Raw genomic sequence first — 20,215 nt, forward strand, 5'->3', positions numbered from 1 at the left:
CTCCGCACAGCCCTTGCCCACGTCGCCGTAACCGCACACGACCGCGACCTTGCCGCCGATCAGCACGTCGGTGGCACGGTTGATGCCGTCGATCAGCGAGTGACGGCAGCCGTACTTGTTGTCGAACTTCGACTTCGTCACCGCGTCGTTCACGTTGATCGCCGGGAACAGCAGGTCACCGGACTGCATCATCTCGTACAGGCGGTGGACACCCGTCGTGGTCTCCTCCGTCACGCCGCGGATCTCGGACGCCAGCTGGGTCCACTTCTGCGGGGTCTCGCCGAGGGTGCGGTTGAGCAGGGTGAGGATGTGGCCGTACTCCTCGGAGTCAGCCGTGGACGGGTCCGGGGCCGCGCCGGCCTTCTCGAACTCGACGCCCTTGTGGACGAGGAGGGTGGCGTCGCCACCGTCGTCGAGGATCATGTTCGGGCCGCCGGTGGGGGTGTTCGGCCAGGTCAGCGCCTGCTCCGTGCACCACCAGTACTCCTCCAGCGTCTCGCCCTTCCAGGCGAAGACCGGAACGCCCTGCGGGTTCTCCGGGGTGCCGTTCGGGCCGACGGCGATGGCGGCGGCCGCGTGGTCCTGGGTGGAGAAGATGTTGCAGGAGGCCCAGCGGACGTCGGCGCCGAGCGCGACCAGGGTCTCGATCAGGACGGCCGTCTGCACGGTCATGTGCAGGGAGCCGGTGATGCGGGCGCCGGCCAGCGGCTGCGCCTCGGCGTACTCCCGGCGGATCGACATCAGGCCCGGCATCTCGTGCTCGGCCAGGGTGATCTCCTTGCGGCCGAAGGCGGCGAGGGAAAGGTCGGCGACCTTGAAGTCCATGGGTGCTGCTCCTCATGGGTCGAGAGGTGGGTACGGCTGAGCCGCGCACGGGCGAGCCGGTGCGCCGAGCACAGTCCGCCGCGGGGCCCTCTCTCCCCTCGGCCGGTCGCGAGGACCGCCCGACCGCCATCAGCAGCGACGCCTGACACTGATGACGAATCTACACCGGTGGGCGCGGCCTCCCCCAGCCCGCAGGGGAAGGAGTACCGCTCGGTTTCCGGACCGCACGACGGAGTGTTCGGGGCCTTTCGGACTTTTGATCACCTCCTCGTCGGCGGCGTGCGGGCAGTGTCCGAATCGGTATGTGCGGACTTGGTGCACCAGGGCCCCGGCGGCGTCCGCCGTGCCGGCGTCGACCTACGATGCAAGGCAGGTACATCGGAAGGGACGAAATGACACACAGGCCAGGGCGCAGGCGCGGGATCGCGGCGATCGTCCTGCTGGTGCTCGGGGCGGTCATCCTGGGAGGGGTGTCGGCGGCGAAGGCCGTCAACCCTCCGGCGCGCTACTCGGAGGGCAGGGCGGCCGGCTGGCAGATGGCGCCGACCTACACCGACGGGGAGAGCATCTACCTGGAGCCGGTGGCCGCAGGGAAGCTGCGCCGGGGTGACATCGTCCTCGCGTCCGTTCCGTGGTCCTTGCAGAAGACGCAGATGAACCGGGTCATCGCCGTGGCCGGGGACCGCATCCGCTACAAGCCGAGCAGCAAGATCGCCGGCCAGTACCGCCTGGTGCTCAACGGGGAGGCGCTGGACGAGCCGTACCTGGAGCAGTGGAAGAACCCGTCGGCGGTGGCCTTCGACGTGACGGTGCCCGAGGGGTCCGTGTTCCTGATGGCCGACAACCGGATGAACTCGGACGGCTCGCAGTACGCGAACAACGGGCCGGTCGCGGCGGACAGGGTCGTCGCCAAGGTCGTGATGTACCCGATGGCGAAGCTGGCCGTGTGGGGGCAGCTGGCCGGTGTGCTGGTGATGGTGGTCGGCGCGGTGCTGGCGTTCACGGCCCGGCGGGCGGGGCGGCGGGCCCGGGCGGAGGCCGCCGTCCCCGCTCCGGCGGCCGCGCCCGTGGCCGTGGCGGCCGCGCCGGCCCAGGCTACGGCGGCGTCCGGTGAGCGCGCGGACGCGCCGTCGTAGCGTCCCCTCCGCAGGGGCGGAAGACGGGTGAAGGCCCCCGCGGCTCGTGATGAGCCGCGGGGGCCTTCGTGTGCCCGGTACCGGTCCGGCCGGTCAGCCGTCGGTCTTGTCAGCCGTCGGTCCCGGCCGCCTTGGAGGCCTTCGCGGCCTCGGGGTTGTAGATGTCCGGCTCCAGGTAGATCACGCGGGCGATCGGGACGGAGGCACGGATGCGGGCCTCGGCGGCGTTGATGGCGTTGGCCACCTCGGTCGCGGTGTCGTCGTGCTGGACGGCGATCTTGGCGGCGACCAGGAGCTCCTCGGGGCCGAGGTGCAGGGTGCGCATGTGGATGACGCCGGTGACGGTGTCCCCGTCGACGAGCGCGGCCTTGATCTTCTCGACCTCCGCCGCGCCGGCGGACTCGCCCAGGAGCAGGGACTTGGTCTCCAGGGCCAGGACGACGGCGATGACGATCAGCAGGGTGCCGATGCAGACGGTGCCGATGCCGTCCCACACGCCGTTGCCGGTGAGGAGGGCGAGGCCGACGCCGAACAGGGCGAGGACGAGGCCGATGAGCGCGCCGAGGTCCTCCAGCAGGACCACGGGGAGCTCGGGCGCCTTGGCGCTCTTGATGAACTGGCCCCAGGACTGCTGGCCGCGGGTCTCGTTCGACTCCTTGATCGCGGTGCGGAAGGAGAAGCCCTCCGCGACGACCGCGAAGACGAGCACGCCGACGGGCCAGTACCAGGCCTCGATGGGGTGCGGGTCGTGGATCTTCTCGTAGCCCTCGTAGAGGGCGAACAGGCCGCCGACCGTGAAGAGGACGATGGAGACGATGAAGGCGTAGATGTAGCGTTCGCGCCCGTACCCGAAGGGGTGTTGCGGGGTGGCCTCGCGCTTCGCCTTCTTGCCGCCGAGCAGCAGCAGGCCCTGGTTGCCGGAGTCGGCGACCGAGTGGACGCTCTCCGCGAGCATCGACGAGGAGCCGCTGAAGAGGAATGCCACGAACTTGGCCACAGCGATGGCCAGGTTGGCGGCGAGTGCCGCCACGATCGCCTTGGTGCCGCCCGACGCGCTCATGGGTGCTGGATGTCCTTTCCTGGCCACTGGCTACGGCCGCACATTGTTGCAGCTGCCCGTGCGGCCGTTGCCGGGTCAGACGACGACGGTGGCCCGGAAGACGGTGCCGTTTCCGGACAGTTCGACCGTTTCGCCCGCCGGGACGAACACCGACTCGCCCGGAACCAGGGCCAGTTCGCCGGTCCGCGCCGAACGCGCCGTGCACTGCCCGGCGGTGCAGAGCAGGATCTGCGGGGTGGTGTCCGGGAGGGCCTGGGCGGCGCCGCCGGGGGCCAGGGCGAAGCGGGAGAGGCGGAACTCGTCGATGGGGGTCTCGTAGACCTCCTCGCCGTCGGCCTCGGGGCGCAGGACGCCGGGGGCGCTGGGCTCGAAGACGACGACCTTCAGCAGCTCCGGGACGTCGACGTGCTTGGGGGTGAGCCCGCAGCGCAGGACGTTGTCCGAGTTGGCCATGAGTTCGACGCCGAGGCCGTCGAGGTAGGCGTGCGGGATGCCGGCGCCGAGGAACATGGCCTCGCCGGGCTGGAGCCGCACGTGGTTGAGGAGCATGGCCGCGATCACGCCCGGGTCGCCGGGGTAGTCGTGGACGAGGCCGGCGTACGGCGCGTACGGGCCGCCGAGGCGCTCGGCGGCGGCCGCGGTCTCGGCGACGGTGTGGGCCGTCTCCGCGCGGTCGGCGCCGAGGACGGCGGTGAGGACCTCGCGCAGGGCCGCCTCCTCGGGGTGGGCGCGCAGGAGGTCGACGTACGGCTTCAGGGAATCGACGCCGAGGCCTTCGAGGAGGTCGGCGGCCTCGGTCGGCGGGCGGAAGCCGCACAGGCCGTCGAAGGGGGTGAGGGCGCAGATGAGTTCGGGCTTGTGGTTGGCGTCCTTGTAGTTGCGGTGGCCCGCGTCGATGGGGACGCCGCGCCGCTCCTCGTCCTCGAAGCCTGCCTTGGCCTGGGCGAGGTCGGGGTGGACCTGGACGGAGAGGGGGGCGCCGGCGGCGAGGACCTTCAGGAGGAACGGCAGGGACGGGCCGAACTTCGCGACGGCGGCGGAGCCGAGCTCGCCCTCGGGGTCGGCGGCGATGACGGCCGACAGGGTGGTCTCGCCGGCTCCGCGGTCGAGGCGGGAGGGGGCTCCGGGGTGGGCGCCCATCCACATCTCGGCCTGGGGCTCACCGGTCGGCTCGACCCCGAGGAGGGCCGGGATCGCGGTGGTGGATCCCCACGCGTAGGGGCGGATCGTGTTCGTCAGGCGGTCCATCGTCGTCTTTCTGGATCTGGTGCGGTGCGGGCACGGGTGTGTGCCTCAGCTCTGTCCCCGGGACGCCAGCGCCAGGTAGGCGGTGGCGAAGTCGGTGACGGCGAGGAGTTCGGCGAGCTGTTCCAGTTCTCCGCCCTCCTCCGGTTCGAGCTCGCTGATGGCCGTGTCGTGGCTGAGGGCGAGCTCGCGCGCGGCCGGTGCGGCGGTGAGCCCGCCGGTGGGCCGGTCGCGCAGCAGTACGACGCGGGCGCGCAGGGCCTGGGGCTCCTCGACGCGGTCGCGGAAGAAGTCGTCGGGGTCGGCTCCGGCGGCGAAGGAGCCGGCGAGCAGCACGCCGTGCCGGGGCAGGGCCTCGGGGAGGTCGGCGGCGAGCGCGGGGCGGCCGGCGAGTTCGGCGAGGGTCGCGGCGAAGCGGCGGCCGGCCGGGCCGGCGCCGGTTCCCTCGCTCCAGATGAGGGGGAGGGAGTCGGCGAGTTCGGCGGCGAGGGTCTTGGCCGGGTTGGAGTACGTGGCGATCGCCGGGCCGCAGCGTTCGGCGGTGCGGTCGAGGCGGTCGGCGACGCGCTGGAGGGTGTCGGGGGCGGCCGCGATCAGCCCGACCTTGTCGAGGAGCAGCAGCAGCGGGGTGAGCAGGGCCCACAGGGCGCCGGGTCCGGCGGCGGCGGATTCGTCGTACTCCTGGTACGGGGCCTTGGCCATCGGTACGAGGAGTCCGTGGGCGCCGTCGACGTTCTCGCTGAGCGGCGAGCGCTCGGGGGCGACGGCGACGACGGTGCAGCCGCGCCGGTAGGCCTGTTCGGCGAGGACGCCGAGGCCGGGTTCGGTGCCGTCGGTGGTGGCGATGAGCAGCAGGTCCACGGGGCCGGCCCAGCCGGGCAGGGTCCAGCGCAGCGCCCCGGAGGCGTGCGCGACGCCGGTGGGGTGGAGGCGGGTGACCGGGGCGGAGGCCCCGGCGAGGGCGCCGAGGAGGTCGGCGACGCCGGTGGCGGCGGTGCCGGGGCCGGCGATGAGCACGGCGCGGGGGCGGCCGTCGGGGCGCAGGTCCGCGAGGCCGGCCTCGGTGGCGTGCCGGGCGGCGGTGCGCACTCTGGCCCCGGCCTCGGCGGCGCCGCGGAGCAGGCCGCGGCGGTCGGCACGGGCGAGATCGTCCGGTGCGTCGAGGAGTGACTCGTCGAGCATGGGGGCCTCCGGCGGTGTTGACGGATCCAGGCTGGTCGAGCGGTGGGGCCGGGTCAGGCGGGGCGGCGGGCCTCGTCGACGAGGAGGACCGGGATGCCGTCGCGGACCGGGTACGCGAGGCCGCAGTCCTGGCCGGTGCAGACCAGCTCGGGGGTGGCCTCGTCCGCCGAGTTGTCCTGGAAGGGCGCGTGGCAGGCGGGGCAGGCGAGGATCTCCAGCAGGCCGGCTTCGAGCGGCATGGGGCGGTTTCCCTTCGGGGGTGCGGGTTGGGCGAGGTCAGCGTACCGCCGAGTCACCGGGCGTGCGGCTCGGCGGGGGGCCGGGGGCCTGGCGGGCTGTGCCCGGCCCCCGGGGCTGCGCGCCGGACCCGGTGCCTCGAACGCCGGCGGGGCTGGATTCGGGCTCCGCCGGCGGGGCCGGTTCTCGGGCGGCGGGGCGGGGCGCGCCCCGCCGCACCGAAGGGTGTCGCTAGGCGCGGACCAGGGCCAGGACCGCGTCGCGGATCTTGGCGAGGGTGGCCTCGTCGCGGGCCTCGACGTTGAGGCGCAGGAGCGGCTCGGTGTTCGAGGGGCGGAGGTTGAACCACCAGTCGGCGGCGGAGACGGTGAGGCCGTCCAGCTCGTCGAAGGTGACGCCCTCCTGGCCGGCGTAGGCGGCCTTGACCTCGGCGGTGCGGGCGGCCTGGTCGGCGACGGTGGAGTTGATCTCGCCGGAGCCGACGTAGCGGTCGTAGGAGGAGACCAGCTCGGAGAGCGGGCCGTCCTGGCCGCCGAGGGCGGCGAGGACGTGGAGCGCGGCGAGCATGCCGGTGTCCGCGTTCCAGAAGTCCTTGAAGTAGTAGTGCGCGGAGTGCTCGCCGCCGAAGATCGCGCCGGAGGCGGCCATCTCGGCCTTGATGAAGGAGTGGCCGACGCGGGTGCGGACGGGGGTGCCGCCGTTCTCGCGGACGACCTCCGGGACGGACCAGGAGGTGATCAGGTTGTGGATGATCGTTCCGGCGCCGCCGTTGCGGGCCAGCTCGCGGGCCGCGACCAGGGCGGTGATGGCGGACGGGGAGACGCCCTCGCCCCGCTCGTCGACGACGAAGCAGCGGTCGGCGTCGCCGTCGAAGGCGAGGCCGAGGTCGGCGCCCTCGGCCTTCACGCGGGCCTGGAGGTCGACGATGTTCTTCGGGTCGAGGGGGTTGGCCTCGTGGTTCGGGAAGGTGCCGTCCAGCTCGAAGTACATCGGGACGAGGTCGAGGGGCAGGCCGTCGAAGACGGTGGGGACGGTGTGGCCGCCCATGCCGTTGCCGGCGTCGACGACGACCTTCAGCGGGCGGATCGCCGTGAGGTCCACCAGGGACTTCAGGTGCTCGGCGTAGCCGGCGAGGGTGTCCTGCTCGGTGACGGTGCCCGGGACGGTGCCGGCGGGGATCGCGGGGGCGCCCTCGTCGGTCCACTTCTCGGCGAGCTCGCGGATGGTGGCGAGGCCGGTGTCCTGGCCCACGGGGGCGGCGCCGGCGCGGCAGAGCTTGATGCCGTTGTACTGGGCCGGGTTGTGGGAGGCCGTGAACATGGCGCCGGGCAGGTCCAGCTTGCCGGAGGCGTAGTACAGCTGGTCGGTGGAGCACAGCCCGATCAGCGTGACGTCGACGCCGCGGGCGGCCGCGCCGCGGGCGAAGGCGGCCGACAGGCCGGGGGAGGAGGGCCGCATGTCGTGGCCGACGACGATGGCGCTCGCACCGGTGACCTCGACGAACGCGGCGCCGAACAGTTCGGCCAGCGGCTCGTCCCACTCGTCCGGTACGACGCCGCGTACGTCGTAGGCCTTGACGATGTTCGAAAGATCTGCGGCCACTGCCTGCCCTCCTGAGGATTACGTGCGGTGGGGCAAACCTACCTTGTACGGAGAGTGGCTTTTCAGACGATCCGGGTGTCAGGAGTCGGGCGAGCGCAGGACGCGCAGGTGTCCGCGACGCGTCTCGCCGGGCGTCGGCGCGCTCCCGGAGGAGCCTCCCGCCTCGGCCGCGCGCTCCGGCGGACGGGCCGCCTCACGGACGGCGTTGGCCAGGGCTTCGAGGTCGTCGCCGCTGGGGCGGGACGGCCCGGAGCCGTCCGACAGGCGGACGACCTCCCAGCCGCGCGGGGCGGTCAGGCGCTCGGAGTGCTCGGCGCACAGGTCATAGCAGTGGGGTTCGGCGTAGGTGGCGAGCGGGCCGAGAACTGCGGTCGAGTCGGCGTAGACGTACGTCAGTGTGGCGACGGCAGGGCGGCCGCACGCGGTGCGCGAACAGCGACGTACAAGGCTCACGACGTTGGACGGTACCGCACTCTTGACCGGGCCGCGACGACTCGCCCCCCGGCCACTCCCCCGTGTCGTGTCCGCGGGGCGGTGACGAACAGGGGCACCGAGTCCGTAATGGTGCGCGATCTTGCCCGGATCGTTCGGGGCGCGACACCGCCGCGACACCAGGTCGTGACCGGATCGAGGCCGTGGCGCGCCCTTCCGCGCGGGCTACCCTGCCGGGGTGACGGACAGTTCGCTTCCTCCTCGCCCCGGATCCGACGCCCAGGCCCCCCGGGAGCCCAGAATCCGGCGGCGCGACCGGCACGGCCGCGGGATGCGCGGGCCGCTGGCCCCGCCCCAGGTGCCGCTGTCGGCGAGCCGGGCGGAGCTGTTCGGCGACCTCGTGCGGGATTCCGTGGAGCGGCTGGAGCGGCGCTGGCCGCAGCTGGACGAGGTGGAGTTCGTGATCGCGGACGTGCCCGGGCCGCCGGGCGGTCCGGACGCCGGCTGGAACGACGAGGCCGTGCCGCTGGGCGGGCTGGTGGAGGCCCGTGACGGGCGGCCGCCGCGGATCGTGGTGTTCCGACGGCCGGTGGAGATCCGTGCGAAGACGCGCGACGAGCGGGCACTGCTGGTGCACGAGATCGTCGTGGAGCAGGTCGCGGAGCTGCTCGGGCTCTCGCCGGAGACGGTCGACCCCCGGTACGGGCAGGACTGAGGTCCGCCGCGCCGGGGGCCGGCCACCGCTCAGCGGACCAGGATGGAGGGGTCCTCGACGGCCTTGGGGACGGAGACCCGCGAGCGGTCGTCCCCGAAGGTCTGGACGGTGAACATCGGGATCCCGTCCTGCGGCAGGGTCAGCGTGCGGGCCGCGTACACCGGGCCGCCCGAGAGGGTCTCGACGGTCAGCGCGTACGGGCCCTTGCCGCCGGCGGGGGCCGGGGTGGGGGCCAGCGCGCGGGTGGTGCCCGCCTTGAGCGCGAGTTCCTGGACGGCGGCCCTGCCTCCCTCGGTGCCCGGGGACGCGGTGATGCGGACCCTGGCGTCGGCGCCGGCGGCGGTGAGCGTCAGGGTCGTGGCCTTGTCCTCGGGGCGGTTGTCGGCGACGGTGGCCCGTTCCCCGGCCGGCGGGCTCGCCGGGATGAAGGCCACCTCCTGCTTGGCGCCCGTGCCGCGGACCACCCGCAGCGCCGCCACCACCGGGACGGGCTTCTTCGGGTCGGCGGGGGCCAGCAGCAGCGAGCCGGCCTCGCCGCGGGTGAGGTCGGCCAGCTCCAGGGAGGCGGTCATCCCGGCCTTGACGTGCAGCTGCTCCTTGCCCGCCGGGCTGATGGACCCGTTCGGGCCGGACAGCTTCACGGTCAGGTCGGCGTCGTCCTCGCCGGGGGCGAAGGCGACCAGCCGGACCGAGGCGGCGTCCGCCGGGATGCCGGGCAGGACCAGGGACCCGGCCGGGCCGGCGGCGGCCGGCAGCCAGTCGGAGCCGACGCCGTCCTCGGCGATCTGCGTGGAGGCCCCGACCCGGCCGGAGCTGGTCGTCACGTGCGCGGTGACGTCCGGGAGCTGGGCGTCGGCGGCCAGGGGGGCCAGCCACACCTTGGTGGTGGAGTGGGGTTCGACCGTGATGACGGGGTCGGCGGTGCCCGGCTTGGGCTTGAGCAGGCCTTCGGGGCCGTAGAGCTTGATGCCGACCTCGGCGACGGTGTCGTCGGGGTTGGTGAGGTGGACGTAGTCCTGGCGGCCCTTGGCGGTGCTGACGCCGGGGAACCAGAAGTCGGTGCCGGGCGCGGTGCAGGCGAGGCCGAGCAGGCCGCGCGCCTGGCCGACCGCGACCTTGGTGGTCTGCTGGGCGGTCCAGCCGGGGGCCATGGCGCCCTGGGCGGAGCCCGTCAGCGCGGGCGCCTCGGCGCCGGAGGCGGTGGCCGCGACCGGTGTGCCGGGCACCTTGGGCTCCAGGACGGCCTTGCCCTCCTTGGTGGCCAGCCGGGCGGAGCCCTTGCCGGCGGCTTTCCCGGGGGTCTGCGGGGTGACGGAGGTGTAGGTGGTGTCGGCGATGTCCGAGGAGCTGGGCGCCGGGCAGACCAGCACGGAGCGCTCCACGGGCATCCGGGCGGCGGCCGCGCGCCGGGCGTCGGCGGCCGGGGCCGCACCGGGAGCGGTGGCGAAGGCCAGGCCGCAGCCGGCGGCGAGGACCGCCGTCACGGCCGCGAGCGTCAGGGGGGCGCGCTGCTTCACGGCTGGTGGCTCCCGTCCGGACGCGGGTGGTGCTGTCCGTAGGTGTCGTACTGCTGGGGCTCGTACTCGTACGGGTAGGGCTGCTGCTGGTGCGGGAAGGGGTACTGCTGCCCGGGCTGGGCGTAGGTCCCGTCGTACTGCGGGTACTCGGGGTACGGCGGGGCCTGCGGGTACTGCGGCGCGCCGGGCGGCTGCTGCTCGTGGCCGGGCCCGTACGGGGGTTCCTGGGCGGGCTCGTACGCGTAGGGCTCCTGGTAGGCGTACGACTCCTCGCCGTACACCTGCTGGGCGGGGATCTGCGCGTACGGGTCGACGACGGCCTCGGCCGGGCCGGCCTCCGGCTCGGGTGCGGCGGCGGGCGCGCCCCGGCGGCGGGCCCGGCGGCCCTGGCCGGGCCCGCCGTCCGCCGCGGCGGGGGCGGCCTCCTCCGGGAGGTCGTCGTCGAGGCGGGCGGGCCGGCCCGGCAGGGCCATCACCAGCAGGACCACGGCGAGCAGGCCCTGCGCCCAGTGCCAGGCGTCCCGGGCCGCGGAGTCCTCGTGCACGAGGTCGAGCCGGCCGCCCTCCCGGGGCAGCTCGAAGCCCTGCGCCCAGCCGTCGACGGTGACGGGGGTGAGGGGCTTGCCGCCGAGGGTGGCCTTCCAGCCCGGGTCGGCGCGGTCGGCGACGCGCAGGGTGCGGCCCTCCTCGCCGGCCGGGATCTTCGCGTGGGCCTCGACGGGTCCGGCGTCGACGGCGATGGGGGCCTGGCCCTGCTTGGCGGGGACGATCGCGACGCGGGCGGGGAGGCGCTGGACCTCCCAGACGGCGGTGCCGTCGTCCTGGTGGTGCTGCTTGAGGCCGGGGGTGCCGTCGAGGATCTGCCGCAGCCCGGCGGGCCCGCCGGGCGGGATCATCACGTACCGCACGGCGAAGGCGCTGAGCTGCTCGGACTGGTCGGCGCCGGAGCCGGAGACCAGGCTGGAGACGGCCTGGGTGAGGCGGGGCTGGGCGCCCGCCCCGGCGAGGACCTCGGCGTCGCCGAGGAGGACGCCCCCGCCGCGGACCAGGGTGTAGGAGACGGTGGCGGGCGAGTCGCCGCCGAGGACGAGGGTGCGGGTGCGGTTGCTGTCGTCGGACTGGGCGGCGACGAAGGCCGGGACCCGCACGGGGTCGCGGCGTCCGATCGGGCCGTCGGCGCCGGCGACCGTCCAGACGGCCGCCGCGAGCAGCGGTCCGGCGGCCGCGGCGAGGGCGGTGAGGGCGGCCAGCGGCTGGCGCCAGCCGAAGCTGCGGGCCGCGACGCGTTCCCGGGCGCCGTCCGCGCCGATCACGGCGGCCGCGATCAGGCCGAGCCCGTAGAGGAGGGTGCCGGGGCCGGCCCAGCCGGTGCGGTTGAGGAGGACGGCGAGGAGCAGCCCGGCCAGGGCCGCGGTCCAGGCGGTGGCGAGGGCCGGGCGGCGGTCGGCGCGGAGCAGGGCGGCGAGGGCGGCGAGCAGGGTTCCGGCGAGGAGGAGCCCGCCTGCGGTGCCGGGTCCGCCGGGGTCGGCGGTGAGCAGGCCGAGGGGGGTGGCGGAGCCGCTGCCGTAGGGGAGCCCGGCCTCGCGCAGGAGGCGTTCGGGGTGGGTGAACAGGCCCAGGGACCAGGGTGCGAGGACGAGGACGGGGACGGCGAGGGCGGCGAGCAGCCGGGGGGCGTACGTCTTCCAGCGCGCCCGGCGCACCAGCAGCGCGCCGGCGGCGAGGGCGGCGGCGAGCGGCCAGACGACGGGGGTGAAGGCGGCGGCCAGGGTCAGCAGCAGGGTGTGCGTCCACACCGCGCGCCAGGTGCCGGGGGCGTCGCGGTCCGCGAACCCGAAGGCGGTGACGGCGGAGCGGGCCAGCAGGGGCAGGAGGACGGCGAGGACGGCGGTGCCCAGGCGGCCCGCGGCGAGGGCTCCGGTGACGGCGGGCAGGAAGGCGTAGGCGACGGCGGCCCACGCGCGCAGCAGCCGGGACTCGACCAGCGGCCGGGAGGCGAAGTAGGCGGTGAGGCCGGCGAGCGGGACCGAGCAGACGAGCAGCAGGGCCAGCGCGGCCTTGGTGGAGCCGAACAGCAGGGCGGAGAGGGCGGCCAGGACGGCGAGGTAGGGCGGCGCCCCGGCGGTGGTGCCGGTGCCGGCGGGCTGCCAGTCGGTGGTGTAGCGGTGCCAGAGGTCCAGGGCGCTCGCGGGGGCGGGGAGCAGGGCGCCGCCCATGAGGCTGCCGCCGCCGACGAGGGCGCGGCACGCGGCGAGGGAGACCAGCAGGAGCAGGGCGAAGAGGACGGGGGCGGGCCTGCGGGCGATCCGCTTGAGCCGGGAGAACTGCTCGATCTCCAGGTAGTCGGCGTCGTCGCCGCCGGGCCCGGACTCGACGGCGCCGCCGTGCCGTCCGGTGGGGGCGGTGTCGGTGTCGCGGCCGGAGCCGAGGTAGGCGGCGAACTGTTCGGCGCTCGCCCGCAGGGTGGCTCCGGGCGGGGGGAACAGGGGCCGCAGTTCGGCGGCGGGCACGGTGCTGCGGCGGGCCTTGCGGGCGGCGAGGATGCGGCCGGGGCGCAGCAGGGTGGCGAGCAGGCCGGTGAACTCGGCGGCGGCCTGGGCGGGGGCCTTGCCGACGAGGTAGCCGAGGGTGCGCAGGAGGGTGCCGAGGACCAGGCGCAGCAGGACGTAGGGCAGGGCGCGGCCGGGGGTGTTGGCCAGCAGGGTGTGGACGGCGCCGGCCTTGTCGACGCGGTGGGGGTCGACGGCGGAGCGGCCGGCGCAGTCGACGGTGCGGCGCTCGCGGGCGGCGGCCTCGGCGTGGCGCAGGACGGCGTCGGGGGCGACGAGGACGGTGTGGCCGGCGCTGTGGGCGCGCCAGCACAGGTCGACGTCGTCGCGCATGAGGGGCAGGCGGCGGTCGAAGCCGCCGAGGTCGTCGTAGACGTCGCGGCGCACGAGCATGCCGGCGGTGGAGACGGCGAGGACGGGTCGGACCTGGTCGTGCTGGCCCTGGTCCTGTTCGCGGCGGTCGAGGCCGGTCCAGCGGCGGCCGCCGCGGGCGATGGTCACGCCGGCTTCGAGGAGCTGCTTGCGGTCGTACCAGCCGCGGAGCTTGGGGCCGATGACGGCGGCTTCGGGGTTCTGGTCGGCGACGCGCAGGAGTTCGGTGAGGGCGTCGGGTTCGGGGGCGCTGTCGTCGTGGAGGAGCCACAGCCACTGGACGGGCTCGCCGTGGGGGAGGTCGGGGAGGTCGTAGGTGTCGTCGCGCCAGGTGCGGCTGACGGGGTCCCAGCCGCTGGGGCGCTTGAGGTAGGGCAGGTCGTCGGGGGTGAGGGTCCCGGCGGTGCGGGCGGCCTCGTCGACGGCGGCGCCGAAACCGGTGCGGCGGGCCAGGTGCAGGACGCGTTCGTCGCCGAGGGCCTCGGCGAGGAGGCGGGCGGACTCGTCGGCGCTGCCGGTGTCGGCGGCGACGTGGGCCTGCGCGGGGCGTTCCTGGGCGAGGAGTCCGGCGAGGGTCTGGGGCAGCCAGCGGGCCCCGTCGTGGGCGACGAGGACCGCGGTGACGACGTGCCGGGGGAACTCGGGGGTGGCGGCCGCCTGGTGGGAGACCGGCGAGTTGCTGTGCGGGGACATCGCGGTACGGGCCCTCCGGCCTGGGGATCCGGGGGTGGTGTGCCCTCGGAGGCTGCTGGACAGCGCCCCACACTAACGGCTGGGAAGGGGCGGGTCCGCCTCCTGCGGGGAAGGCCCTGAACGCGACGGTCCGCCTCCTGCGGGGAAGGTGCGGGAGGCGGACCGTTCGCTCTGTCTGCTGGGCTGTGCGGCGCTCCGCGGAGCGCGGTTGACCAGGTGGTCTGCGTGCGGTTCTGCGGGCCGTCGGGCGGCCGGGTCAGACCGCTGCCTTCTTCAGGCGGCGGCGTTCTCTTTCGGACAGGCCGCCCCAGATGCCGAATCGCTCGTCGTTGGAGAGGGCGTACTCGAGGCATTCGGAGCGGACCTCACAGGCGAGGCAGACCTTCTTGGCCTCGCGGGTGGAGCCGCCCTTCTCGGGAAAGAAGGACTCGGGGTCGGTCTGGGCGCACAGAGCGCGCTCCTGCCATCCGAGCTCCTCGTCCGCCTCCTCGACCAGCAGTTCCTGAAACAGCTCGGTCATGTGCGCCCCTCGCTCTGTCTGTGCGTCCCCGTGGTGTCGCCGTTACCCGGTCACCAGGTAACGACACGAGTGAAATTACAAGTGTGTGGCTTCTGCCCAGTCAAGCCGAGATCTGCTATTGGGCGCCTTATTCACTCTGCGGAACCAAACGTATGCAGAAAGTGTTCATATCGCCAAAAATCGTGACAGAAGCCACCGGCCCCGGCGAGCGACACCCTCTCCCCTGGGCCGACGCTTCACTCCGTGGAGGGGTTGCAATCCGGCCGAAGATGCGGTGCGGATCACATTCCGGTCACGACTTGGCGTCGAGAGGTTTGAGCGCGGCTCCCACTGGATCCGTGGAGCGGCACATCCCCCGGCACGGACTGCACAAACCTTTCTCCGCGCACAGTAACCGGATGAGGTGAAAGTTTCCGCTCAAAACGGACATTGGGTTGACAGTCCGGCCCTCGGCCCGGTCTCCTTGTCTCCATGTCAGCGCCCGCAGCCACCACCCGGACCCCCATTCGTGGGTTCCTGTGTGCTGCCCAGGTTCGCTGTTGCTGTTGCAGCTGTTGATGCCCCAGGAGCACCGCCTCCTCCGCGCACCGGCCACTCCCCCCACAGCAACCGCCCCGCACGACTGACACACGTCGAGGACACCCCCACGATGAACAGCGCCCCCGCCTCCAACGTCGCCTCCTCCACCGCCGCCTCCTCCGCCGCCCCCGCCGTCGTCGAGAGCGACCTCCAGATCGCCGGCGACATCCTCGCCGTCCAGCACCTCCTCCAGCCCGCCCGCGAACACCCGGCCACCGTCGCCGAGTTCGTCGGCCTCGCCCGCTCCATCGCCGAGGACCGCGCGAGCTGGGAGCACCTCGTCCAGTACGACGCCACCACCCGCTGGTACCACCGCCTGCGCACCGGCCCCGGCTATGAGGTCTGGCTGCTCAGCTGGGTCCCCGGCCAGGGCAGCGGCCTCCACGACCACGGCGCCTCCTCCGGCGTCCTGACCGTCCTCGACGGGGAGCTCACCGAGCACACCCCCCGCGGACGGCTCACCCACCGCGCCGGCGCCCAGCGCGTCTTCGCCCCCGGCTACGCCCACGAGGTCGTCAACGACGCCCTCGAAGGAGCCGTCAGCCTGCACGTCTACTTCCCCGGCCTCACCGAGATGCCGATGCACAGCTGCTCCCCGGCCCACCAGGAGCACGTCCCGGCCTGACGGCCCGGCCACCGCCCCGCGGCGGACGCCCGCGCCGGACGCCCCGCGGCTGCTGACAGACTGTCCGCATGCGCATTGTTGTTCTGGCCGGCGGTATCGGCGGCGCCCGTTTCCTCCGCGGACTGCTGTCGGCGGTCCCCGACGCGGACATCACCGTCATCGGCAACACCGGTGACGACATCCACCTGTTCGGGCTGAAGGTCTGCCCCGATCTGGACACGGTGATGTACACCCTCGGCGGTGGCATCAACGAGGACCAGGGCTGGGGCCGCACCGACGAGTCCTTCACCGTCAAGGAGGAACTCGCGGCGTACGGGGTCGGACCCTCCTGGTTCGGCCTCGGAGACCGCGACTTCGCCACCCACATCGTCCGCACCCAGATGATCGACGCCGGCTACCCGCTCAGCGCCGTCACCGAGGCCCTCTGCGACCGCTGGCAGCCCGGCGTCCGCCTGCTGCCCATGTCCGACGACCGCGTCGAGACGCACGTCGCCGTCAACGACCCGGAGACCGGCGAGCGCCGCGTCATCCACTTCCAGGAGTACTGGGTCAAACTGCGCGCCTCCCTCGACGCCGAGGCCGTCGTCCCCGTCGGCGCCGAGCAGGCCAAGCCCGCGCCGGGCGTACTGGAGGCCATCGCGGCCGCCGACGTCATCCTCTTCCCGCCCTCCAACCCGGTCGTCTCCATCGGCACCATCCTCGCCGTCCCCGGCATCCGCGAAGCGGTGGCGCAGGCCCCGGCGCCCGTCGTCGGCCTCTCCCCCATCGTCGGCGGCGCCCCCGTGCGCGGCATGGCCGACAAGGTGCTCGCCGCGGTCGGCGTGGAGTCCACGGCCGCCGCCGTCGCCCTGCACTACGGGTCCGAGCTGCTCGACGGCTGGCTCGTCGACACCTCCGACGCCGACGCGGTCGACGCGGTCACCGCCGCGGGCATCGCCTGCCGGGCCGTGCCGCTGATGATGACCGACCCCGCCGCCACCGCCGCCATGGCCCGCGCCGCACTGGACCTCGCCGGGCAGAGCCGGTGAGCACGCCCTCGTACGAGGTGCGCGCCCTCCCCGGGATCCCCGAGGTCCGGCCCGGCGACGACCTCGCCGCGCTGATCGCGGGCGCGGCGCCCGACCTGCGCGACGGGGACGTCCTGCTGGTCACCTCCAAGATCGTCTCGAAGGCGGAGGGGCGGATCGTACGGGCCGACTCCCGCGAGGAGGCCATCGACGCGGAGACCGTCCGCGTCGTCGCCCGCCGGGGCCCGCTGCGGATCGTCGAGAACCGGCAGGGCCTGGTGATGGCCGCGGCCGGCGTCGACGCCTCGAACACCGAGCCCGGCACCGTGCTGCTGCTCCCCGAGGACCCCGACGCCTCCGCGGCCGCCCTGCGGACCGGGCTGCGGGCGCTGCTCTCGGTCGACGTGGGCGTGGTGGTCACCGACACCTTCGGCCGGCCCTGGCGCTCCGGGCTCACCGACGTCGCCATCGGCGCGGCCGGGGTGCACGTCCTGGACGACCTGCGCGGCGGCACCGATGCCCACGGCAACCCGCTCAGCGCGACCGTCGTGGCGACCGCGGACGAACTCGCGGCCGCCGGGGACCTCGTCAAGGGCAAGGCGAACGGGCTCCCGGTGGCGGTCGTCCGGGGACTGGGGCACCTGGTGGGCGGCGCCTCCACCGCCCGGGACCTCGTGCGGGCACCGGCCGACGACATGTTCCGGCTGGGCACCTCGGAGGCCGTACGGGAAGCCGTCACGCAGCGCCGTACCGTCCGCGCCTTCACCGACGAGCCGGTCGACCCCGGCGCGGTGCGCCGCGCGGTGGCGGCGGCGGTGACGGCCCCGGCCCCGCACCACACGACGCCGTGGCGGTTCGTCCTGCTGGAGTCGGCCGCCGCCCGGCTGGAACTGCTGGACGCCATGCGGGACGCGTGGATCGCCGACCTGCGGCGCGACGGCAGGTCCGAGGAGTCCATCGCCCGCCGGGTACGGCGCGGGGACGTGCTGCGCAACGCCCCCTACCTGGTGGTGCCGTGCATGGTCACGGACGGCGCGCACGACTACGGGCACGCGCGGCGCGACGCCGCCGAGCGGGAGATGTTCGTGGTCGCCACGGGCGCGGGCGTGCAGAACTTCCTGGTCGCCCTGGCCGGGGAGCGGCTGGGCTCGGCGTGGGTGTCGTCGACGATGTTCTGCCGGGACGTGGTCCGCAAGGTGCTCGGGCTGCCGGAGGACTGGGACCCGATGGGGGCCGTCGCGGTGGGCCACCCGGCCGCGGCCCCCGCGCAGCGGCCGGGCCGGGCGGCGGAGGAGTTCATCGAGGTCCGGTAGGCCGGACCCGGACCCGCCCGTCGCCTCCCGCCCCCGCCCGTCTCAGAGACGGCTGATGTCGCTCCGGTACATGCGGGGGGCGCGGCGCGGCGGCGTGCGGCCGGCCAGCAGGACGAGGCGGGCCGCGCGGTGGCGCTGGCCCGCGTACGGGGCGAGGAGCTCCAGCATCTCGGCGTCGCCCGCGTCCCGGTCGCCCGTGAGGGCGTAGCCGATGATCCCGGGCAGGTGCAGGTCACCGGTGGTGACGGCGTCCGCGGCGCCGTTGCTGCGCTGGAGGGTCTCGGCCGAGGTCCACGGCCCGATGCCGGGCACCGCCTCCAGCCGTGCGGCGGCCTGCGGCAGCTCCATGGCGGCCGCCTCCTCCAGCCGGGCCGCCACCCGGGCGGCCCGCACGATGGTGGCGGAGCGCTTCGCGTCCACCCCGGCCCGGTGCCAGTCCCAGGAGGGGATCAGCGCCCAGTCCCGGGCGGAGGGCATCACGTACAGGCCGCCCGGCCCCGGGGCCGGCTCGCCGTGCCGGTGGACCAGGCGGCGCCAGGAGCGGTAGGCCTCGTCGGAGGTGACCTTCTGCTCCAGGACGGTCGGGATCAGCGACTCCAGGACCAGCCCGGTGCGGGTCAGGCGCAGGCCGGGCCGGCGGCGGTGGCTGGCGTGCACGAGGCGGTGGCGGGGCACGAAGGCGGAGGGGTCGTCGTCGGCGCCGAGCAGCGCCGGGAGCCCGTCGAGGACCCAGTCGGCCCCCGCCCCCCACGCCTCGGCCTCCGCCCCGTCGGGAGTGGCGGAGATCCGGAGGGCGGCGGGCCCGTCGGGGGTCCGCGTGGCCCGCCAGACCGACCCGTCGGGGGTGGTGCGGAAGGTGGGGTCGGCCGGCCCCCGGCGCAGGGGGCCGAGGACGAGCCCCAGGTCGACGGGCCGGCCGGGGCTCCAGGAACGCCGCTTCGCCCCGCCCCCGGCGGGCACCCCGGGCCCGGCGGGCACCGGCGTACGACCGGCGCGGAGGTCGGTACGGGTGAGGGGGTCGAAGCGTCCGGCCATGCTTCGAGGGTAGCGGCGGGGGGTGACGGCCGGGGCGGGCCCGCCCCGGCCCCTCGCGGGGGCGACGGCGGGCCCGCGCCCTACCGACCCTGGAGCTTGGCCGAGGCCGTGCGGGTCGGGGGGAGCTGGTTGTAGAGGAGGCGGCCCGGGCATTCTGTGGCGAAGCCGTCGCGGTGGCCCGAGATGACGTTCAGCTTGACGTTCGAGCCCTTCTTGTACCGGTTCCCGCCGCCCGACCTCAGGGTGGTCTTCGCCCGCGGGTCCGCCCCGAAGAGGCCGAGCTTCCAGGCCGTGAGGCGGGCCACCGCGTCCACCGCCGCCTTCGGCGGGGCCGCCGAGGAGTAGGTGCCGATCACCGCCACGCCCATGCTGTCCGCGTTGAACCCCATGGTGTGCGCGCCGAGCACCGGCTTGGCGACTCCGCCCGCCCGGCCCTCGTACACCGTCCCGCACTTGTCCACGGCGAAGTTGTAGCCGAAGTCCCGCCAGCCGCTGCTGACCACGTGGTAGCGGTACAGGCTGCGCAGCACCGCCGGGGCGTCCTTGCAGGCGTAGTTGTTGCCGGAGGCGGTGTGGTGGACGAAGGCGGCCTTGACCGTGCTCGTGTAGACGAAGCCCGGCTCGCGCAGGGACTCGTCCGCGCCCCAGCCGCGCCGGGTGACGATCCGCGGGCGCGGGCCGATGTACGGGCGGGCGGCCGCGGCGAGTCCGCCGTCGGCGGCGATCGCGTCGGCGGTGGAGTCGGCCTTGTTGAGGGCGCTGATCTCCAGTGCGCCGAGCGGGGCGTGCGGGACGTTCGCGGAGGAGGACTCCGCCGCGCCCATGGACAGCTCGGGGAGGGTGGCGGCGAGGTCGCCCTTGTCGTCGTCCGGGGGGAGGCCCGGGGAGGAGCCCGGGGACGCGCCGTTCTTGCCGTCCGGGGAGGACGGCGGTGCCGATCCCGGGTCGACGAGTTCGATGCGCAGGCCCGACGGGAGGCGGCCCGGGCGGGCGGCGGAACGGGTGGGGGCGGAGCCGTGCTCCGCCTGGACGCGGATCTCCACGCCGTCGGACGGGCCGACCCACAGCGGGGCGGTGGCGCCGCGGACGCGGCCGGTGCCGCGTTCCACCGCGTCGGGGTCGGCCGCGTGCTCGCCGTTGTGGGTGTCCACGTCCTGCCAGCCCGACCAGGCGCCGGTGGCCACGGAGCGGGTGCGGACCTGGACCCGGCCGGAGAGTTCCGCCGCCGCGTCGTCCCAGACGACCCCGACCAGGGAGAACGTCGTGACGTCGCGCGGAGCCAGGCCCCGGGTCTCGGGCAGGTCCGGGGAGGCGCTCATGCCGGGGACGCCGGGGATCCGGGCGGCGGTGGAGGGTCCGAGGGGGACGAGGGGCAGCGACTGGGTGGACCCCGGCACGACGGGGACCGCCTCGGCCAGGGCCGGAGTGGAGAGCGCGAGCGGCAGGGCCAGTGCGGCGGCCGTCACGACACCGATCGAGGAAGCAAGGAATCCGCGCATGGAAGCGATGCTGGGCACACCCACCGCGGAGCGCCATCGGAGAACTGACGCACCGTCCGACGGCGCGCCGGG

General features: G+C 74.7%; 17 protein-coding genes. 5 read left to right on the forward strand and 12 right to left on the reverse strand.

Going from position 1 to position 20,215, the window contains the following annotated elements:
* On the reverse strand, nucleotides 1-825 hold an 825-nt coding region (locus tag ACIRBY_RS18400; RefSeq protein ID WP_403901655.1), incomplete at its 3' end, for an adenosylhomocysteinase.
* Between the two features lie 392 nt (nucleotides 826-1,217).
* Here ACIRBY_RS18400 and lepB point away from each other — a divergent pair.
* Nucleotides 1,218-1,961 (forward strand): signal peptidase I, encoded by a 744-nt coding sequence (lepB, locus tag ACIRBY_RS18405; protein WP_403901656.1) that lies wholly within the window; start codon nucleotides 1,218-1,220, stop codon nucleotides 1,959-1,961.
* 109 nt (nucleotides 1,962-2,070) lie between these two features.
* Here the strand turns inward: lepB and ACIRBY_RS18410 are convergent, their stop codons facing one another.
* The 6 genes from ACIRBY_RS18410 to ACIRBY_RS18435 all read right to left on the reverse strand — a co-directional run bounded on the left by ACIRBY_RS18410 (nucleotide 2,071) and on the right by ACIRBY_RS18435 (nucleotide 7,740).
* Entirely contained in the window at nucleotides 2,071-3,021 is a 951-nt protein-coding gene (locus ACIRBY_RS18410; RefSeq protein ID WP_403901657.1) for a cation diffusion facilitator family transporter, read from the reverse strand.
* Between the two features lie 75 nt (nucleotides 3,022-3,096).
* Nucleotides 3,097-4,269, reverse strand: a complete 1,173-nt coding sequence (gene manA, locus ACIRBY_RS18415) for a mannose-6-phosphate isomerase, class I (RefSeq protein ID WP_403901658.1) — start codon at nucleotides 4,267-4,269, stop codon at nucleotides 3,097-3,099.
* A gap of 45 nt (nucleotides 4,270-4,314) precedes the next feature.
* Nucleotides 4,315-5,448, reverse strand: coding sequence for an SIS domain-containing protein (locus tag ACIRBY_RS18420; protein ID WP_403901660.1), 1,134 nt, complete (start codon nucleotides 5,446-5,448; stop codon nucleotides 4,315-4,317).
* A gap of 53 nt (nucleotides 5,449-5,501) precedes the next feature.
* Entirely contained in the window at nucleotides 5,502-5,687 is a 186-nt protein-coding gene (locus ACIRBY_RS18425; RefSeq protein ID WP_403901662.1) for a Trm112 family protein, read from the reverse strand.
* Between the two features lie 229 nt (nucleotides 5,688-5,916).
* A complete protein-coding gene (locus ACIRBY_RS18430; protein ID WP_403901664.1) occupies nucleotides 5,917-7,287 on the reverse strand; it encodes a phosphomannomutase/phosphoglucomutase in 1,371 nt (456 codons plus the stop codon).
* A 78-nt stretch (nucleotides 7,288-7,365) separates the two neighbouring features.
* Nucleotides 7,366-7,740 (reverse strand): DUF3499 domain-containing protein, encoded by a 375-nt coding sequence (locus tag ACIRBY_RS18435; RefSeq protein WP_042818885.1) that lies wholly within the window; start codon nucleotides 7,738-7,740, stop codon nucleotides 7,366-7,368.
* Between the two features lie 217 nt (nucleotides 7,741-7,957).
* On the opposite strand from ACIRBY_RS18435, the gene ACIRBY_RS18440 reads away from it, so the two are divergent.
* Complete coding sequence (locus ACIRBY_RS18440) at nucleotides 7,958-8,434, forward strand: metallopeptidase family protein (RefSeq protein WP_403901665.1); 477 nt, start codon at nucleotides 7,958-7,960, stop codon at nucleotides 8,432-8,434.
* Nucleotides 8,435-8,463: 29 nt separating this feature from the next.
* Here the strand turns inward: ACIRBY_RS18440 and ACIRBY_RS18445 are convergent, their stop codons facing one another.
* From ACIRBY_RS18445 to ACIRBY_RS18455, 3 genes are all read right to left on the reverse strand, one after another.
* A complete protein-coding gene (locus tag ACIRBY_RS18445; protein WP_403901666.1) occupies nucleotides 8,464-9,951 on the reverse strand; it encodes a DUF5719 family protein in 1,488 nt (495 codons plus the stop codon).
* Complete coding sequence (locus tag ACIRBY_RS18450; RefSeq protein WP_403901667.1) at nucleotides 9,948-13,565, reverse strand: glycosyltransferase; 3,618 nt, start codon at nucleotides 13,563-13,565, stop codon at nucleotides 9,948-9,950. The genes ACIRBY_RS18445 and ACIRBY_RS18450 overlap by 4 nt, the downstream gene beginning before the upstream one ends.
* A gap of 256 nt (nucleotides 13,566-13,821) precedes the next feature.
* Complete coding sequence (locus ACIRBY_RS18455; protein WP_403901668.1) at nucleotides 13,822-14,085, reverse strand: WhiB family transcriptional regulator; 264 nt, start codon at nucleotides 14,083-14,085, stop codon at nucleotides 13,822-13,824.
* Nucleotides 14,086-14,734: 649 nt separating this feature from the next.
* Here ACIRBY_RS18455 and ACIRBY_RS18460 point away from each other — a divergent pair.
* From ACIRBY_RS18460 to ACIRBY_RS18470, 3 genes are all read left to right on the forward strand, one after another.
* Nucleotides 14,735-15,289, forward strand: a complete 555-nt coding sequence (locus tag ACIRBY_RS18460; RefSeq protein ID WP_403901670.1) for a cysteine dioxygenase — start codon at nucleotides 14,735-14,737, stop codon at nucleotides 15,287-15,289.
* Between the two features lie 68 nt (nucleotides 15,290-15,357).
* Nucleotides 15,358-16,317 (forward strand): 2-phospho-L-lactate transferase, encoded by a 960-nt coding sequence (gene cofD / locus ACIRBY_RS18465; RefSeq protein WP_403901671.1) that lies wholly within the window; start codon nucleotides 15,358-15,360, stop codon nucleotides 16,315-16,317.
* Nucleotides 16,314-17,609 carry a coenzyme F420-0:L-glutamate ligase gene (locus tag ACIRBY_RS18470; protein WP_403901672.1) on the forward strand — a complete coding sequence of 432 codons (1,296 nt, stop codon included), beginning with the start codon at nucleotides 16,314-16,316 and terminating at the stop codon, nucleotides 17,607-17,609. Before cofD ends, ACIRBY_RS18470 begins: the two co-directional genes overlap by 4 nt.
* 42 nt (nucleotides 17,610-17,651) lie before the next feature.
* Here the strand turns inward: ACIRBY_RS18470 and ACIRBY_RS18475 are convergent, their stop codons facing one another.
* Together ACIRBY_RS18475 and ACIRBY_RS18480 are read right to left on the reverse strand one after the other, a co-directional pair.
* On the reverse strand, nucleotides 17,652-18,644 hold the full coding sequence (locus tag ACIRBY_RS18475) for a DNA-3-methyladenine glycosylase family protein (RefSeq protein ID WP_403901673.1): 993 nt from the start codon (nucleotides 18,642-18,644) through the stop codon (nucleotides 17,652-17,654).
* Nucleotides 18,645-18,724: 80 nt separating this feature from the next.
* Nucleotides 18,725-20,143, reverse strand: a complete 1,419-nt coding sequence (locus ACIRBY_RS18480; protein WP_403901675.1) for a peptidoglycan recognition protein — start codon at nucleotides 20,141-20,143, stop codon at nucleotides 18,725-18,727.
* Between the last annotated feature and the right edge of the window lie 72 nt (nucleotides 20,144-20,215).

Source organism: Streptomyces sp. NPDC096136, assembly GCF_044763325.1.
Taxonomy (GTDB): Bacteria; Actinomycetota; Actinomycetes; order Streptomycetales; family Streptomycetaceae; genus Streptomyces.

What these genes read in the sequence shown, in the direction of transcription:
- ACIRBY_RS18450 (WP_403901667.1), bottom strand. Translation starts at nt 13,565, where the DNA reads ATGTCCCCGCACAGCAACTCGCCGGTCTCCCACCAGGCGGCCGCCACC.
- ACIRBY_RS18425 (WP_403901662.1), bottom strand. Translation starts at nt 5,687, where the DNA reads ATGCCGCTCGAAGCCGGCCTGCTGGAGATCCTCGCCTGCCCCGCCTGC.
- lepB (WP_403901656.1), top strand. Translation starts at nt 1,218, where the DNA reads ATGACACACAGGCCAGGGCGCAGGCGCGGGATCGCGGCGATCGTCCTG.
- ACIRBY_RS18455 (WP_403901668.1), bottom strand. Translation starts at nt 14,085, where the DNA reads ATGACCGAGCTGTTTCAGGAACTGCTGGTCGAGGAGGCGGACGAGGAG.
- manA (WP_403901658.1), bottom strand. Translation starts at nt 4,269, where the DNA reads ATGGACCGCCTGACGAACACGATCCGCCCCTACGCGTGGGGATCCACC.
- ACIRBY_RS18420 (WP_403901660.1), bottom strand. Translation starts at nt 5,448, where the DNA reads ATGCTCGACGAGTCACTCCTCGACGCACCGGACGATCTCGCCCGTGCC.
- cofD (WP_403901671.1), top strand. Translation starts at nt 15,358, where the DNA reads ATGCGCATTGTTGTTCTGGCCGGCGGTATCGGCGGCGCCCGTTTCCTC.
- ACIRBY_RS18480 (WP_403901675.1), bottom strand. Translation starts at nt 20,143, where the DNA reads ATGCGCGGATTCCTTGCTTCCTCGATCGGTGTCGTGACGGCCGCCGCA.
- ACIRBY_RS18410 (WP_403901657.1), bottom strand. Translation starts at nt 3,021, where the DNA reads ATGAGCGCGTCGGGCGGCACCAAGGCGATCGTGGCGGCACTCGCCGCC.
- ACIRBY_RS18460 (WP_403901670.1), top strand. Translation starts at nt 14,735, where the DNA reads ATGAACAGCGCCCCCGCCTCCAACGTCGCCTCCTCCACCGCCGCCTCC.
- ACIRBY_RS18475 (WP_403901673.1), bottom strand. Translation starts at nt 18,644, where the DNA reads ATGGCCGGACGCTTCGACCCCCTCACCCGTACCGACCTCCGCGCCGGT.